This window comes from Streptomyces sp. Ag109_O5-10 (genome assembly GCF_900105755.1).
In the GTDB taxonomy this organism is placed as follows: Bacteria; Actinomycetota; Actinomycetes; order Streptomycetales; family Streptomycetaceae; genus Streptomyces.
The window spans coordinates 4,763,357-4,779,297 of the sequence record NZ_FNTQ01000001.1 but is presented as its reverse complement, the minus strand read 5'-3'; the positions used below and the strand labels follow the sequence as shown (position 1 = coordinate 4,779,297).

Genomic DNA, 15,941 nt, shown 5'->3' with positions numbered 1-15,941 from the left:
CATGCCCGAACAGTCCCAGTCCGTCACCGAGGACCGCACCGCAGCCGCCGAGGCTCCCCCGGCCGGGGGCGTCAGCCGTCGTGCACTGCTCGGCACCGCAGGAGCCACCGGGCTCGTACTCGGCGCGGCGGGCGCGGGCGTCGGCTACGCGGCCGCCCCCGCCCAGGCCACCCCGCTCAGCTCGGTCGGCTCCGGCCGGGCGATGTTTCACGGGAAACATCAGCCGGGCATCACGGAGGGCCTCCAGGCGCGCGGCCATCTCGTCGCCTTCGACCTGGCGGCGGGCGCGGGCCGTACCGAGGCCGCCGCGCTGCTGCGCCGCTGGTCGACGACGGCCGAGCGGCTGATGGCGGGCGAGCCGACGACGCAGGACGACACGTACGTGGCCCGAGACGCGGGCCCCTCGGCGCTGACGGTCACCTTCGGCTTCGGCAACAGCTTCTTCACCCGTACCGGCCTGGAGAAACAGCGGCCCTCCTCGCTGGACCCACTGCCCGACTTCTCCTCGGACCACCTCGACAGGTCGCGGAGCAACGGCGACCTGTGGGTGCAGATCGGCGCCGACGACGCCCTGGTCGCCTTCCACGCCCTGCGGGCGATACAGAAGGACGCGGGCAGCGCGGCGAAGGTCCGCTGGCAGATGAACGGCTTCAACCGCACCCCGGGCGCCACCGCGCACCCCATGACGGCCCGCAACCTCATGGGCCAACTGGACGGCACCCGCAACCCGAAGCCGACGGACTCGGACTTCGACCGGCGGATCTTCGTACCGGCGACCGGTTCGAGCGACCCCGCGTGGATGGCGAACGGCTCCTACGCCGTCGTACGCCGGATCCGCATGCTCCTCGACGACTGGGAGAAGCTGTCGCTCGCGGCCCAGGAGAACGTGATCGGGCGCAAGAAGTCGAACGGGGCGCCGCTGACCGGGGGCACCGAGACGACGGCGATGGACCTGGAGAAGGCCAGGGCGGACGGGGAGTACGTCGTCCCGATCAACGCGCATGCCCGGATCACCCGGCCCGACCAGAACGGGGGCGCGGCGATCCTGCGGCGCCCGTTCTCGTACCACGACGGCATCGACGCGGCCGGGACGCCGGACGCGGGGCTGCTCTTCGTCTGCTGGCAGGCGGACCCGCTGCGCGGGTTCGTGCCGCTGCAGCGGAAGCTGGACCGCGGGGACGCGCTCTCGCAGTACATCCGGCACGAGGCGAGCGGTCTGTTCGCGGTGCCGGGCGGTGCGGCCGCCGGGGAGTACGTGGGGCAGCGGCTGCTGGAGGGGTGACATCCGCCTGTCGCAGCGATACCCGAGTGGTTACTGATCACTAAGTGGTTTCTGATCACTATTGGTACGTTTCCGGGTTTCAAACCACCCGGTCGAGTGGATCCGATGAGACAAGTGAGCCGCGTCTCCCTGCGCCCATTAGGGTGAGGGACATGCCAGCGAGCTATGCGTATCTCGGTCCCGAAGGCACCTTCACCGAAGTCGCCCTGCGCACGCTTCCGGAGGCCGCCACCCGGGAGCTCATCCCGTACGTCTCCGTCCAGTCCGCGCTGGACGCCGTGCGCAACGGTGAGGCCGAGGCCGCGTTCGTGCCGATCGAGAACTCCGTCGAGGGCGGGGTCACCACGACCCTCGACGAACTGGTCGCCGGCAGGCCGCTGATGATCTACCGCGAGGTGCTGCTGTCGATCACCTTCGCGCTGCTGGTCCGCCCCGGCACCAAGCTCTCCGAGATCAAGACGGTGACCGCCCATCCGGTCGCCCAGCCGCAGGTCCGCAACTGGCTGCGGGCCCACCTCCCGGACGCCGTCTGGGAGTCCGCCGCCTCGAACGCGGACGGTGCCCGCCTGGTCCAGGAGGGCCGTTACGACGCGGCCTTCGCGGGTGAGTTCGCGGCCGAGCGGTACGGCCTGGAGGCCCTGGAGACCGGGATCCATGACGCGGAGAACGCGCAGACCCGGTTCGTCCTGGTCGGCCGCCCGGCCCGGCCCGCGGCCCCGACCGGCGCGGACAAGACGTCGGTGGTGCTCTGGCAGAACGACGACCACCCCGGTGGGCTGCGCGACCTGCTCGGCGAGTTCGCCACCCGGGGCATCAACCTCATGCTGCTGCAGTCCCGGCCGACCGGCGCCGGCATCGGCAACTACTGCTTCTGCATCGACGCCGAGGGCCACATCTCCGACCGGCGGGTGGCGGAGGCACTGATGGGGCTGAAGCGGATCTGCCGCCAGGTGCGGTTCCTCGGCTCCTATCCGAGGGCGGACGTCGGACCGGGCGAGACCGTGGGGCCCACGCTGGCGGGGACGTCGGACGAGGAGTTCGTGGCGGCCTCGGACTGGGTGGCGCGCTGCCAGGACGGCCGTTTCTAGCCGGTCGTACCCTCATATCTTCGTTATCCACAGGGGTTATCCACAGGTGCCCATCTCGACCTGGGGACAAGTCGACAGTGACGCATGAGCCTGTCGACAAATCGGCCCACAAGCCGTCGGCCCGGCACCACCCACCCGCATCACCCTTCGTCCACTCGTTTCCCATGGTTCATCTTTTGGAGCGACGCCTTTCCACTCGAAAGACGGCGTTGTCCCGGTTTGATGCGGGAATTCCTCTCTTCACGCCCCGCGCGCGGAGTGATCGATTCCGGAGTCCACACCTCATCCACACACCCTGTGGATAACTCTCGGGAGGGCGCGGGTTCCTGTGGACAACCAAGCTGCCAAGTCCCGGCCTCCACAAGGGAATCCAGTCAACCGCAGGCCGCACGTTTGCCCCGTCCCGGGGAGTGAGACACTTTCTATTGACACACTCGGCAATTCCCCCATAGCGGAACCTAAGCCGCGATTCGGAACGCGGGTGAATAGTGATTCGTGGGCGGCGACCCCACACCGGTAGCCTTGGGTCCGTGATTGACCTTCGCCTGCTCCGTGAGGACCCCGACCGTGTGCGCGCCTCCCAGCGCGCCCGTGGAGAGGACGTCGCGCTCGTCGACGCCCTGCTCTCCGCCGACGAGCGGCGCAGGTCCTCCGGCGTCCGCTTCGACGAGCTGCGCAACGAGCAGAAGTCGCTCGGCAAGCTGATCCCCAAGGCCTCCGGCGACGAGAAGGCCGAGCTGCTGAAGAAGGCCGGTCAGCTCGCCGCCGACGTCAAGACCGCCGACGCCGAGCGCGACGCGGCCGACGCCGAGACCCATGAGCTGCTGCTCCGGCTCGGCAACCTCGTCCACCCCGACGTGCCCGTCGGCGGTGAGGAGGACTTCGTCACCCTCGAGGAGCACGGCGTGATCCGTGACTTCGGCGCCGAGGGATTCGAGCCCAAGGACCACCTGGAGCTGGGCCAGCTGCTCGGCGCGATCGACGTCGAGCGCGGCGCCAAGGTCTCCGGCTCCCGCTTCTACTTCCTGACCGGCGTCGGCGCCCTGCTCGAGCTGGCGCTCGTCAACGCGGCGATCGCCCAGGCCACCGAGGCCGGCTTCACGCCGATGCTGACCCCGGCGCTGGTCCGCCCGCAGTCCATGGCGGGCACCGGCTTCCTCGGCCAGGCGGCCCAGGACGTCTACCACCTCGACAAGGACGACCTCTACCTGGTCGGCACGTCCGAGGTCCCGCTCGCCGCGTACCACATGGACGAGATCATCGAAGCGGAGCGCCTGCCCCTCCGCTACGCCGGTTTCTCCCCCTGCTTCCGCCGCGAGGCCGGCTCGCACGGCAAGGACACCAAGGGCATCTTCCGCGTCCACCAGTTCGACAAGGTGGAGATGTTCTCCTACGTCGCCCCCGAGGACTCGGAGGCGGAGCACCAGCGGCTGCTGGCCTGGGAGAAGCAGTGGCTGACCTCGCTGGAGCTGCCGTTCCGCGTCATCGACGTCGCCACCGGTGACCTCGGCGCCTCGGCCGCCCGCAAGTTCGACTGCGAGGCGTGGATCCCGACCCAGGGCAAGTACCGCGAGCTGACCTCGACGTCGGACTGCACCGAGTTCCAGTCCCGCCGGCTGTCCATCCGGGTCCGCGACGGCAAGCAGGTCAGGCCGCTGGCCACGCTCAACGGCACGCTGTGCGCCGTACCGCGCACCATCGTGGCGATCCTGGAGAACCACCAGCAGGCCGACGGCTCGGTGTACGTGCCCGAGGTGCTGCGCCCGTACCTGGGCGGCCGGGAGGTCCTGGAGCCGGTGTCCCGGTGAGCTTCCCCTACGGGCTGATCGCCACCGACCTGGACGGGACGCTGCTGCGCTCCGACGAGTCGGTCTCCCCGCGCACCCGTGAAGCGCTCGCCGCGGCCACCGCGGCGGGCGCCGCGCACATCGTCGTCACCGGCCGCGCGGTCCCCTGGACCCGGCACATCCTCGACGACCTCGGCTACGAGGGCCTCGCCGTCTGCGGCCAGGGCGCGCAGGTGTACGACGCCGGAGCGCACCGCCTCCTCACCTCCGTGACGCTGGACCGGCAGCTGGCCGGGGTCGCCCTCGCGAAGATCGAGGCGGAGGTCGGTCCGCTGTACCTGGCGGCGAGCCGTGACGGTCTCGACGGCGACGTGCTGGTGGGGCCGGGGTACGCGGTGACGGGTCATCTCCCGTCGACCCCCTTCACGGACGTCGCCGACCTCTGGGCGGCGCCGCTGAACAAGATCTACATACAGCACCCGCAGCTGTCCGACGACGAACTCGCGGAAGCAGCCCGGCAGGCGGCCGGCGGGTTCGTCACGGTGGCCATGGCGGGCGAGGGCATCGTGGAGCTGCTCCCGCTCGGTCTCTCGAAGGCAACGGGTCTCTCCCTGGCCGCGCGTCGGCTGGGCCTCAGGTCCACCGACACGATCGCCTTCGGCGACATGCCGAACGACATCCCGATGTTCGCCTGGGCTGCTCGGGGGGTGGCCATGGCCAACGCCCATGAGGAGCTGAAGGCCGTGGCCGACGAGGTGACGTCTTCCAACGAGGAGGACGGGATCGCGGTGGTCGTGGAGCGTCTGCTGGGCTGAGGCCCGTCCTTTGTCTCTGCACGCTCACAAGTTCTGCGGAGGATGCACGAATCGAACGTGCGCGGGCGTTTCAGGCCCGACCTTGGCTTAGCAAGCCAGTGCCTTACCACTCGGCCAATCCTCCGGGTGGGCGGCCCACGCGAGAGCGACGTCGCGTGCTCGAAGCGGCCGCCCCGGGCAGCTACACGGCGATCCGCCGACGGCTGCCCTGACGGGAGCGGGACGTACTGTCGTGCATGGACATCGTCCGGCTCCTCTCCCGGCTCATGGGCTGACACAACAACTGTGCCCTTGAGCCGAGTTGGCCGCCACCGATTAAAGGAGGCCCGCCGAGGCGCCCCTTCAGGGCCGCGGGGAACCGCGCGACCGGCCCCCACCGGCCCCCGCAGCTACCCCCGCAACCTCACCGGCGCCACCACTTACGCCGCCCCTTGCTGAAGAACCACCCAGCCGGCGGCTCGTCCGAGCGCCACGGCTGCGGCTCGGGTTTCTCGGCCTTCCAGCGAGCCGCAAGCATCCGCGCCCGCGCGGACGGCTCCGACGCCCCCGCGGACCGTATGAACTCCTCGTCAAGGACGACGCCGTCCCAGTCTGCGTCGGCGTCCCGGAAACCCTCGGCCATCCCCGTTCCTCTCCACGGAACATCGCCTTTGCCCAGTGTGCCCGGGCCCAAGTGAAGCCCCCGTCAATAAAGCGGGCGTCTACTCCTCGCCCGCCAGCGTCAGCGAGCGCAGCTTCTGGCCGGCGTACCAGGTGGCCAGGACGGTCACCACGACCAGCAGCACCGTGCCCGTCGTCAGGGAGACGTCGGACGTGACCAGGTCGCCGCCGGTCACCTTGTGGGCGACCGCCAGGGACCACTGCTGGACGCTCAGCGTCCGCGCTCCGGGCACCAGGGAGCCGAACAGGGCCTCCCAGACCAGGGCGTAGACGAGCCCGAAGACCACCGCGTGCCGCGACACCGTGCCGAGCAGCAGGAAGAGCGCCGCGTAGGCGATGGAGGCGACCAGGGCGGCGACCGTGTAGGCGACGGCGATCTGCTGGCCGTTGCCGTTGAGGATGAAGCCCGCGATCAGCGTCGGCAGGGCCGAGAACACCATGGTCACGGCGATCGCCACGATCAGCTTGGTGAAGATGATCGTCGGCCGTTTGATCGGCTTGGACAGCAGGTACACCACCGAGCCGTCGTCGATCTCCGGGCCGATCGCGCCCGTGCCCGCGATGACGCCGATGATCGGCACCATGGTGGCGAGCCCGAGGCCGCCGAGCAGGTCGGCGGCCGTCTGGTCGTCGGCGCCGGCGAGGCCGCGGACGACGACGGAGATCGCGATCAGCAGCAGGGGCAGCGCGCCCAGGATGAGGGCCCGACGGCGGCCGAGCAGGGCCCGGTAGGTGAGCCGGGCGACTGTGGGGTCGTACATCTTGGGCCTCCTACGCCGCGACCAGATACGAGAACACGGATTCGAGGGACTCGTCGGACGGCGAGACCGTGAGCAGCCGGATGCCGTGGTCGCGGGCGACCTTGGGCAGCAGGGCGGTGAAGCGGCCGAAGTCGACGGCCTGGATGCGCAGCGCGCCCTCGGCGAGGTCGACCTCGATGCCCGAGGTGGACGGGTCGGCGATGAGGGCGGCCGCGAGGGCGCGGTCGTCGCTGGAGCGGACCAGATAGCGGTGCGGGCGGTCGGTCATCAGGCGGCGGATCTTGCGGAAGTCGCCGCTGGCCGCGTGCCGTCCGGCGACCACGACCTCGATGTGCCAGGCGAGCTGCTCGACCTCTTCGAGGATGTGGGAGGAGAACAGGACCGTGCGGCCCTCGTCTCCCATCCGCCGCAGCAGTTCCATGAGCTGCATGCGCTGGCGCGGGTCCATGCCGTTGAAGGGCTCGTCGAGAAGGAGCAGCGACGGGTCGTGGACCAGGGCGGACGCCATCTTCACGCGCTGGCGCATGCCCTTGGAGTACGTCGAGATCTTGCGGTCCTGCGCGTACTCCATCTCGACGGTGGCGAGGGCCTTCTGGGCGGCCTTGGCGCCGAGACCGTGCAACTCGGCGTTGGCGACGACGAATTCGCGGCCGGTGAGGAAGTCGTACATCGCCTCGCGCTCGGGGACGATGCCGATGTGCCGGTAGATGGCCTCGTTGCGCCAGGTCGGCTGCCCGTCGAGGGTGACCGTGCCGGTGGAGGGGGCGAGGAAGCCGCCCATCATGTTGATGAGGGTCGACTTTCCGGCGCCGTTGGGGCCGAGGAGGCCGGTGACGCCGGGGCCGATGGTCATGGTGATGTCGTTGACGGCGACCACGTTGCCGAACCAGCGGGAGACGTGGTCGATGGAGAGCGTGGTCACAGTCCCACCTTCTTGTAGCGGCGCAGCAGAAGGCCGTAGCAGGCGGCGATCAGGCCGAGGACGACGAGCAGGTACACCGCGCCCTGGGCGTGGGAGGGGCCGTCGCCGCCCGGGAAGGTGTTGGTGCCGCCGAGCAGCGCGGTGCTCAGGCCGCCGATCAGGGTGACCGGCGAGAACAGGCCGATCCACGGGATCGCACCGGTGCTGCCCTGGGAGTCGGCGATGGCCTGGAGGGTGGAGACCGCCCCGTAGGAGATGGTCAGTACGGCGATCACGGCGGCGATGCCGAAGCCGCGGCGCGGGGTGACCGACGCGATGACCAGGCCGATGCCGGCGAAGAGGAGGGAGAGCAGGGCCACCGAGACCAGTCCCTGGCCGAACCCCTTGCTCTGGTGGGCGAAGTCCATCTTGGCGAGCAGGGCGCCGACGTACAGCACGACCAGCGGGGCGCCGGTCAGGATGAACATCGCGGACGCCAGGGCCGCGAACTTGGCCTGGACGTAGTCGGCGGTCTCGATGGGCCGCGAGAAGTACAGCGGGATGGTCTTGAAGCGCAGGTCGCGGGAGACCGCCTGGGGGGCCTGCGAGGCGACGTACAGGCTGATGACGGCCTGCATGATGATCGCGTACCGCGTGTAGGTGACCGGCAGGTCGTGCGCCTTGGTGGCGACGGCGACCGCCACCATGATGGCCGCCGGCACGCACATCACCGCGAACAGCAGCATGGGCAGCACCTTGGACTTCACCGAGCGGCCGAGGCCGTAGGAGCCGCGCAGGGTCTGCGAGTAGAGGGACAGGCGGGCGTACCCACGGCCCAGGCGCGGGCCGTCGTAGCCGCGGTAGCCGATGTCGTGGATGCGGGACTGGTCGCCCGGTCCTGCGATGGGCTGGTCAACCGCCATGGACGGTCGCCTCCTTCCGCTGCTCGTCGTCCCGCTGCTCGTCGCTGGCGAAGACCTCGGAGATGTGGTGCCGGCGCTGCTCCATGCGCACCAGGCCGAGGCCGAGGTCGGCGACGACGTCGCGGACGAGGTCGTAGGTCTCCTCGCCCTGGGCGGTGAGCAGCAGGATGTGTCCGGCGCCGGGGAGGCCGCCGCCCTCGGCGTTCGTCTCCACCCCGCGCGCCTGGAGCGCGTCGCGCACCGCGCGGGTGCCGTCCGGGTGCTCGTCGCTGTCGGTGACCTCGATGGCGAGGGTGGTGGTGGACTGCGTGAAGTCGGTGGTGGAGCTGGAGCGCAGCAGCTTGCCGCCGTCGACGACGACCACGTGGTCGCAGGTGCGTTCCAGTTCGCCGAGCAGGTGCGAGGTGACCAGGACCGAGATGCCGAAGTCGGTGTGGATGCGGCGGATCAGGCCGAGCATCTCGTCGCGGCCGACCGGGTCGAGGCCGTTGGTCGGCTCGTCGAGGAAGACCAGCTGCGGATCGTGCACCAGGGCCTGGGCGAGCTTCACGCGCTGCTTCATGCCGGTGGAGTAACCGCCGATGGGGCGGTACCGCTCCTCGTAGAGCCCGACGTGGCGCAGGGTGTCGGCGGTGCGCTCGCGGGCGGCGGCGGGCGGCAGGCCGGACATGCGGGCCATGTGCACGACGAACTCGGTGGCCGAGACGTCGGGCGGCAGGCAGTCGTGCTCCGGCATGTAGCCCACGCGCTCGCGGATGGCGGCGCCCTTGGTCGCGACGTCGAGGCCGAGCACTTCGGCGCGGCCCTCGGTCGCGGGGGACAGACCCAGCAGGATCTTGATCAGGGTGGACTTGCCGGCGCCATTGGCACCGACGAGCCCGGTCACACCGGGTCCGATGTCCACGGACAGCCGGTCGAGCGCGGTCACCCGGGGGAACCGCTTGCTCAGGCTTTCGGTCGCGATCACAGTCACGCCATAGAAGGTAGTGACCCGCGCCACTGGGGTCGTCAGACCCTGGAGCCGTCTTCACGTCACTCTCGAGTATTACGGGGCCCTAGGGGATCCCCTGCCTGAGAGCTACTCAGAGTTATCCACAGGCCGCACCCCGGCCTATTGACGTCGCCTCTAACAACTGTCACATTCACCAGTGTCAAGTTACGGGCACGTACCGCAGTCGACGGAGACGGGGACGGGACGGGGCGGATGACGACGGCAGTGGCATCGGCAGTGGCATCGAAGGAAGAACGCGCCACGGAGCTCGGGGGTTTCCGGCGGGTGCAGCGGCTCGCGTACGAGTGCGCGGAGGCGGTGGCGGCCCGGCTGGTGCCGGGGATCACCGAGCGCGAGGCGGCCCGGATGCAGCGCGAGTGGCTGCGCGCCCGGGGCGTGCGGGACTGGTTCCACCTCCCCTTCGCCTGGTTCGGCGACCGCACGGCGTTCACGGACTTCCGCATACCGCTGCAGTTCTTCCCGACCGACCGCCGGCTGGCGCCCGGCATGCCGTTCATCCTGGACCTGGCCCCGGTGTACGAGGGTTACACGGCCGACATCGGCTACTCGGGCTCCCTCGGCCCCAACCCCGTGCAGGACCGGCTGATGACCGACCTGGAGGCGCACCGGGAGCTGATCCTGCGCGAGGTGCGCGAGCGGCGCCCGCTGCGCGAGATCTACGAGGACGTGGACCGCCTCATGGTCCGCCAGGGCTACGCCAACCGGCATCGCGCGTACCCCTTCGGCGTGATCGCCCACAAGGTGGACCGGGTGAAGCAGCGCCGCTGGTCGCCGCACCTCTTCGGGTTCGGCACCCAGTCCCTGAAGGGCCTCGCGGCCGACGCGCTGCACGGCCACCGCGAGGGCTGGTCCCCTCTGTGGTCGCCGTACCGCTTCTCCGACCACCCGCCGCAACCGGGCCTGTGGGCGGTCGAACCGCACCTCGGCTTCCGCGGCACGGGGGCCAAGTTCGAGGAGATCCTCGTGGTCACCGACTCCCGGGACCCCGAGCAGAGCGCCTTCTGGCTGGACGACGATCTGCCGCACGTGCGGCGCTGGGCGGAGGACAAGTGAGCGGGATCGAAGGCGCGCGCGAGCGCCGGGTGCGTACCGGCGGCGTCGACCTGTGCGTGGCGGAGCTGGGCGACCCGGCGAACCCGACGGTCGTCCTCGTCCACGGCTACCCGGACAGCAAGGAGGTCTGGTCCGCGGTCGCGGCCCGCCTCGCCGAACGCTTCCACGTCGTCCTGTACGACGTCCGCGGCCACGGCCGCTCCACCGCCCCCAAGCCGCTGCGCGGCGGCTTCACCCTGGCCAAGCTCACGGACGACTTCCTCGCGGTGATCGACGAGGTGAGCCCGGACCGACCGGTGCACCTCGTCGGCCACGACTGGGGCTCGGTGCAATCCTGGGAGTTCGCCACGGTGGGGCGCACGGAGGGCCGCATCGCCTCCTTCACGTCGATGTCCGGTCCGTCCCTGGACCACTTCGGGCACTGGATCGACGCGCGCGTGCGGCGCCCGACCCCCCGCCGGGTGGGCCAGCTCCTCGGCCAGGGCGCCAAGTCCTGGTACGTGTACCTGCTGCACACCCCCGCCCTGCCCGAACTGGCCTGGCGCGGCCCCCTCGGCAAGGCCTGGCCGGGGATCCTGCAGCGGGCGGAGAGGCTCCCGGCGGGGGACTACCCCACGTCCTCCCTGCCCTCGGACGCGGCACACGGCGCCTGGCTGTACCGCGACAACGTACGGGCCCGGCTGCGCCGCCCGCGCGAGGACGCGTACGCGCACGCGCCCGTGCAGCTCATCACGCCCCTCGGCGACGCGTTCCTCTCCGAGCGGCTCTACGACGACCTGGAGCGCTGGGTGCCCCGGCTCACCCGCCGCACCCTGCCGGACAAACACTGGATCCCGCGCACCCGGCCGGACCAGGTCGCGGCCTGGATCGAGGAGTTCGTGAGATCCGTGGAGGACGGCCCGGGGTCGGAGCCGAAGCCCGCCGACCGCCACGCCCAGCGGTTCGGGGGTCAGTTGGTGCTGGTCACCGGCGCGGGCAGCGGCATCGGCCGGGCGACGGCGTTCGCGTTCGCCGAGGCGGGCGCGCGGGTGGTGGCGGTGGACCGGGACGCGGAGGCGGCGGCCCGCACCGCCGAGCTGTCCCGGCTGGTCGGCGCGGCGGACGCCTGGGCGGAGACGGCCGACGTCTCCGACGAGCAGGCCATGGAGAAGCTCGCGGAGAAGGTCCACCGCGAGTACGGCGTCCTGGACGTGCTGGTCAACAACGCGGGCATCGGCCTGTCCGGCTCCTTCTTCACGACGACGACGGAGGACTGGCGGCGCGTCCTGGACGTCAACCTCTGGGGCGTGATCCACGGTTGCCGCCTCTTCGGGGCCCGGATGGCGGACCGCGCCCAGGGCGGCCACATCGTGAACGTCGCGTCGGCGGCGGCCTACCTGCCCTCCCGTGCGCTGCCTGCCTACAGCACCTCCAAGGCGGCGGTGCTGATGCTGTCCGAGTGCCTGCGCGCCGAACTCGCCCCGCAGCGCATCGGGGTGACGGCGATCTGCCCCGGCCTCATCAATACGAACATCACGTCGACGGCCCGCTTCACCGGGGTCGACGAGGAGGAACAGCGCCGTCGGCAGAAGCGCTCCGCCCGGCTGTACGGGATGCGCAACTACCCCCCGGAGAAGGTCGCTTCGGCGATCCTGGAGGCGGTGGAACACAACCGCGCGGTGGTACCGGTCACACCGGAGGCGCGCGGGGCACGGGTGCTGTCGCGGCTGGCGCCGGGGGTGCTGCGAAGGATCGCGCGGGTGGAGCCCAAGCTGTAGCCGTGCCCCCTACGGGGCTGCTCAGCTGCGGGCAGTCGAGCCGCCGGGGCGGCACGGGCGGGCGCAGCCACACCCTGCCAAGCGCCGGCAAGCGTCCCCACCCCCACCCCGGCCCCAGCTCCCGCCCAGCCTCACCAGCCTCACCTACCGCACCAGCCGCACCTGCCGCACCTGCCGCACCTGCCGCACCTGCCGCACCTGCCGCACCTGCCAAGGAGCACCCCACGTGACCGACCCCCCGGCCACCCCCACCTACCGCATCGAGGACCTCGCCCGCCTCTCCCGCACCACCGTCCGGACCGTCCGCGCCTACCAGGACAAGGGCCTCCTCCCCCGCCCCGAACGCCAGGGCCGCGCCAACCTCTACTCCGACGTCCACCTCACCCGCCTCCACCAGATCGCCGACCTCCTCTCCCGCGGCTACACCCTCGCCTCCATCAAGGAGTTGCTCGACGCCTGGGACACCGGCCGCGGCCTGGCCGGCGTCCTCGGGCTCGTCACCGAGGCCGAGGGCCCATGGACCGACGAGGAACCGGTGCGCCTGACCCGCGCCGAGCTGGACGACCGCTTCGGCGGCTCCCCCGACGACGCGGCCGTGGCCGAGGCCGTGGCACTGGGCGTACTGGAGCCGGTGGCCGACGACCCCGGCTCCTTCCTCGCCCCGAGCCCCCAAGAGCTCTCCGTGGCGGCCGAGTTGTACGCGGCCGGCGTCCCGCTCTCCGCGATCTCCGAGCACCTGCGGGAGTTGAGACTTCAGGTTGAGCACATAGCCGCCCGTTTCCTGGAGTTCACCACCGAGCACGTCTTCGCCCGCTACCTCGACGACCCCGGCCACCGCACCGACGCCGACGCGGCCGAGGCGGCTTCGCTGGTACGCCGCCTGCGCCCCCTGGCCCGGCAGACGGTGGACGCCGAACTGGCCCGCGCGATGCGCCTGTTCGCCACCCGTGAGGTGCGTCGCCGGCTCGTCGCGGGGGAACCGCCGAAGGCCTCGGACGAGACCCGTGGCGTCCCTCTCCCCGCCGAGACGGTTCAGGCCGTCCGGCGCCTGGTTGGCCCGGACCGCATCGCCGAATTCATCGCTCTTGCCGCCGAACGCGAGGTCGACGCACGGCACTTGGATGCCCTGGCCGCAGATCACAGCTCAGTTAACGATCTTGACGAAACACCGCGAACTGCCCGGTAGTTGTCCACAGCTCTGCCAATTTCCTTGTGGATAACCGCACTTGGTTGTGGATCAAACCTGCGGCGGAAAATATCTGCGTGATCCGCGTCCCGCCCGGCACGCTGATGGCATGAACGCGAGACACAACGACCGGACACCGGACGAGCGGCGCACTGTGAAGGTGTCGAAGTACCTCTCGAAACACCTGCGCCACCAGCCCGAACGTCTCGGGCTCAGCCTGGACGAGGCGGGCTGGGTGGAGATCGACACGCTGCTCGCGGCGGCAGCGGCGCACGGTTTCCCGGTCAGCCGCGAGGAACTGGACCACGTCGTCGCCGCCAACGACAAGCAGCGGTTCGCCGTCGAAGGCACCCGGATCCGCGCCAGCCAGGGCCACAGCGTCGACGTCGACCTAGGACTGCCCCCCGCGACCCCGCCGCCGTACCTCTACCACGGCGCCGTGGCCCGGAACCTGGACGCGATCCGGAGCGAGGGCCTCAGACCGATGAACAGGCACGACGTGCATCTCTCGGCGGACCGGGAGACCGCGACGCGGATCGGTGCCCGGCGCGGACGCCCCGTCGTGCTGTCGGTGGACGCGGCCGCGATGCACCGGGACGGGCACGTCTTCCAGATCAGCGCGAACGGGGTGTGGCTGACGCGGGCGGTTCCGCCGCGTTACCTGCGCTTCCCCGAATCCCACTGACCCCGGCCCCGCTGGTCGTACCGCTGCCCGGAGACCGCACGTACCGGGAGCAGGTGGCCGCGTACCTGCTCACGCCGTGGCCGAGCAGCCTCATACGGTGAGCGTTTCGGCCGTTCCGGCGGGTCCCTTTAGTCTCGGACGCATGAGTCTGCGTCTGAGCACCGTGATCCTCCCGTACCGCCGCTGGAGCGAGGGCGGCGCCGCCGCCTGGACGCGGGCCGAGGAACTGGGTTTCCACACCGCCTACACCTACGACCACCTGTCCTGGCGCAGCTTCCGGGACGGCCCGTGGTTCGGGGCGATCCCGACGTTGACCGCCGCCGCGTCCGTCACCGACCGACTGCGCCTCGGCACCCTTGTCACCTCGCCGAACTTCCGGCATCCGGTGCCCCTCGCCAAGGAACTGATCTCCCTCGACGACATCTCCGGCGGTCGCGTCACCCTCGGCATCGGCGCGGGCGGCAACGGCTTCGACGCCACCGCGCTGGGCCAGGAGCCCTGGACCCCGCGCGAGCGCGCCGACCGGTTCGCCGAGTTCGTGCCGCTCCTCGACCGACTGCTCACCGAGGACTCGGTGACGTACGAGGGCGAGTTCTACTCGGCCCACGAGGCGCGCGACATCCCGGGCTGTGTGCAGCGGCCCCGGCTGCCCTTCGCGGTCGCGGCCACCGGCCCGCGCGGACTGAAGCTGGCCGCGCGGCACGGTCAGGCGTGGGTGACCACCGGCGACCCGAAGCTGTACGAGAACGGCACCCCGGAGCAGTCGGTCGAGGCGCTCCGCGGTCAGCTCGGAAAGCTCGGCGAGGCCTGCGCGGCGATCGGCCGGGACGCGGCGGAGCTGGACAAGGTCCTGCTCACCGGCTTCACCCCGGACCGCGGCCGTCCCCTGGAGTCCCTGGACGCCTTCGTGGACTTCGCCGGCCGCCACCAGGAGCTGGGCTTCACCGAGCTGGTGATCCACTGGCCCATTGCCGAATCGGACTTCGCGGCCGACCAGAAGGTCTTCGAGCAGATCGCCATGGAGGCCCCGGCCCAGCTCGGCTGAGTCCCCCCGGCAGGGCCGGGGCACGGCAGGGGGCGCCTCGGAGTCATCTGTGTCTCATCTGTGCGCCCGCCCGCACGGCCGTGCGGGCATATGCGCGAGAATGGCGCGGTGACCTCAGCGACCCGACAGCCCGAGACCCCTGCCTTCGCGACCCCGCCCCGGCTGATCGCCACCGATCTGGACGGAACCCTGCTGCGCGACGACAAGTCGGTCTCCCCGAGGACGGTCGCCGCGCTGGCCGCCGCCGAGGAGGCGGGGATCGAGGTCTTCTTCGTCACCGGCCGCCCGGCCCGCTGGATGGACGTCGTCAGCGACCACGTCCACGGCCACGGCCTGGCGATCTGCGGCAACGGCGCGGCCGTGGTCGACCTGCACGGCGGCCCCGGCGCCCACCGCTTCGTGAAGGTGCGCGACCTGGCCCGGGAGAACGCGCTGGACGCGGTACGACTGCTGCGCGAGGCCGCGCCCGGCACCGTGTACGCGATCGAGCAGACCTACGGCTTCCACCAGGAGCCGGCCTATCCCAAGCTGCACCTTGAGATACCGGACCACCTGCTCGCCGCCGAGGAGATCCTCGCGGCCGACGGGCCGAGCGCCGGCGAGCCCGTCCTCAAGATCCTCGCTTTCCACCCCGACCTCGACCCCGACGCCTTCCTCACCCTCGCCCGCCTCGCCGTCGGCGACCGCGCCACCGTCACGCGGTCCAGCCCGAGCGCCCTGCTGGAGATCAGCGGCCCGGGTGTCTCCAAGGCCAGCACGCTCGCCCAGGAGTGCGCCGAACGCGGCATCTCGCACACGGAGGTCGTCGCCTTCGGGGACATGCCCAACGACGTCGAGATGCTGACCTGGGCCGGTCAGTCGTACGCCATGGGCAACGCCCACCCCGCCGCCGTCGCCGCCGCCTCGGGACGCACGGTCGCCAACAACGAGGACGGGGTGGCCGTGGTGATCGAGCGGCTGCTGGCCGCCCGCGCCTGAGGCCGCCC

15 protein-coding genes and 1 tRNA gene are annotated in these 15,941 nt (G+C 71.0%); 10 read left to right on the top strand and 6 right to left on the bottom strand.

Annotation, left to right across the window (positions count from 1 at the left end):
• Position 1 precedes the first annotated feature (1 nt).
• The 4 genes from efeB to BLW82_RS21810 all read left to right on the top strand — a co-directional run bounded on the left by efeB (position 2) and on the right by BLW82_RS21810 (position 4,972).
• Positions 2-1,282 (top strand): iron uptake transporter deferrochelatase/peroxidase subunit, encoded by a 1,281-nt coding sequence (efeB, locus tag BLW82_RS21825; RefSeq protein ID WP_093500953.1) that lies wholly within the window; start codon positions 2-4, stop codon positions 1,280-1,282.
• Positions 1,283-1,434: 152 nt separating this feature from the next.
• Positions 1,435-2,370 (top strand): prephenate dehydratase, encoded by a 936-nt coding sequence (pheA, locus tag BLW82_RS21820; RefSeq protein WP_093500951.1) that lies wholly within the window; start codon positions 1,435-1,437, stop codon positions 2,368-2,370.
• 530 nt (positions 2,371-2,900) lie between these two features.
• A complete protein-coding gene (gene serS / locus BLW82_RS21815; RefSeq protein ID WP_093500948.1) occupies positions 2,901-4,178 on the top strand; it encodes a serine--tRNA ligase in 1,278 nt (425 codons plus the stop codon).
• Complete coding sequence (locus BLW82_RS21810; protein ID WP_093500946.1) at positions 4,175-4,972, top strand: HAD family hydrolase; 798 nt, start codon at positions 4,175-4,177, stop codon at positions 4,970-4,972. Before serS ends, BLW82_RS21810 begins: the two co-directional genes overlap by 4 nt.
• Before the next feature lie 36 nt (positions 4,973-5,008).
• Here the strand turns inward: BLW82_RS21810 and BLW82_RS21805 are convergent.
• The 6 genes from BLW82_RS21805 to BLW82_RS21780 form a co-directional block, all read right to left on the bottom strand.
• Positions 5,009-5,096 (bottom strand) — tRNA-Ser (locus BLW82_RS21805).
• Positions 5,097-5,375: 279 nt separating this feature from the next.
• Positions 5,376-5,594: an SGM_3592 family protein gene (locus BLW82_RS21800; protein WP_093500944.1), complete on the bottom strand. Its 219-nt coding sequence runs from the start codon at positions 5,592-5,594 to the stop codon at positions 5,376-5,378.
• Between the two features lie 79 nt (positions 5,595-5,673).
• On the bottom strand, positions 5,674-6,393 hold the full coding sequence (locus BLW82_RS21795; protein ID WP_093500942.1) for an ABC transporter permease subunit: 720 nt from the start codon (positions 6,391-6,393) through the stop codon (positions 5,674-5,676).
• 10 nt (positions 6,394-6,403) lie between these two features.
• Positions 6,404-7,315, bottom strand: a complete 912-nt coding sequence (locus BLW82_RS21790) for an ABC transporter ATP-binding protein (RefSeq protein ID WP_093500940.1) — start codon at positions 7,313-7,315, stop codon at positions 6,404-6,406.
• Positions 7,312-8,217, bottom strand: a complete 906-nt coding sequence (locus BLW82_RS21785) for an ABC transporter permease subunit (protein ID WP_093500938.1) — start codon at positions 8,215-8,217, stop codon at positions 7,312-7,314. The genes BLW82_RS21790 and BLW82_RS21785 overlap by 4 nt, the downstream gene beginning before the upstream one ends.
• Positions 8,207-9,184, bottom strand: a complete 978-nt coding sequence (locus BLW82_RS21780) for an ABC transporter ATP-binding protein (protein WP_093508185.1) — start codon at positions 9,182-9,184, stop codon at positions 8,207-8,209. Before BLW82_RS21780 ends, BLW82_RS21785 begins: the two co-directional genes overlap by 11 nt.
• 237 nt (positions 9,185-9,421) lie before the next feature.
• On the opposite strand from BLW82_RS21780, the gene BLW82_RS21775 reads away from it, so the two are divergent.
• The 6 genes from BLW82_RS21775 (at position 9,422) to BLW82_RS21750 (ending at position 15,933) form a co-directional block, all read left to right on the top strand.
• Positions 9,422-10,282: a M24 family metallopeptidase gene (locus tag BLW82_RS21775; protein ID WP_093500937.1), complete on the top strand. Its 861-nt coding sequence runs from the start codon at positions 9,422-9,424 to the stop codon at positions 10,280-10,282.
• Positions 10,279-12,039 (top strand): SDR family oxidoreductase, encoded by a 1,761-nt coding sequence (locus tag BLW82_RS21770; RefSeq protein ID WP_093500935.1) that lies wholly within the window; start codon positions 10,279-10,281, stop codon positions 12,037-12,039. The genes BLW82_RS21775 and BLW82_RS21770 overlap by 4 nt, the downstream gene beginning before the upstream one ends.
• 226 nt (positions 12,040-12,265) lie before the next feature.
• The gene (locus BLW82_RS21765) at positions 12,266-13,225 is read left to right on the top strand and encodes a MerR family transcriptional regulator (RefSeq protein WP_093500934.1); all 960 of its coding nucleotides are present in this window, start codon (positions 12,266-12,268) and stop codon (positions 13,223-13,225) included.
• 109 nt (positions 13,226-13,334) lie between these two features.
• A complete protein-coding gene (locus tag BLW82_RS21760) occupies positions 13,335-13,910 on the top strand; it encodes an RNA 2'-phosphotransferase (protein WP_093500933.1) in 576 nt (191 codons plus the stop codon).
• A 142-nt stretch (positions 13,911-14,052) separates the two neighbouring features.
• A complete protein-coding gene (locus tag BLW82_RS21755) occupies positions 14,053-14,955 on the top strand; it encodes an LLM class flavin-dependent oxidoreductase (protein ID WP_093500931.1) in 903 nt (300 codons plus the stop codon).
• A gap of 90 nt (positions 14,956-15,045) precedes the next feature.
• A complete protein-coding gene (locus tag BLW82_RS21750; RefSeq protein WP_177233027.1) occupies positions 15,046-15,933 on the top strand; it encodes an HAD-IIB family hydrolase in 888 nt (295 codons plus the stop codon).
• Positions 15,934-15,941: the final 8 nt, after the last annotated feature.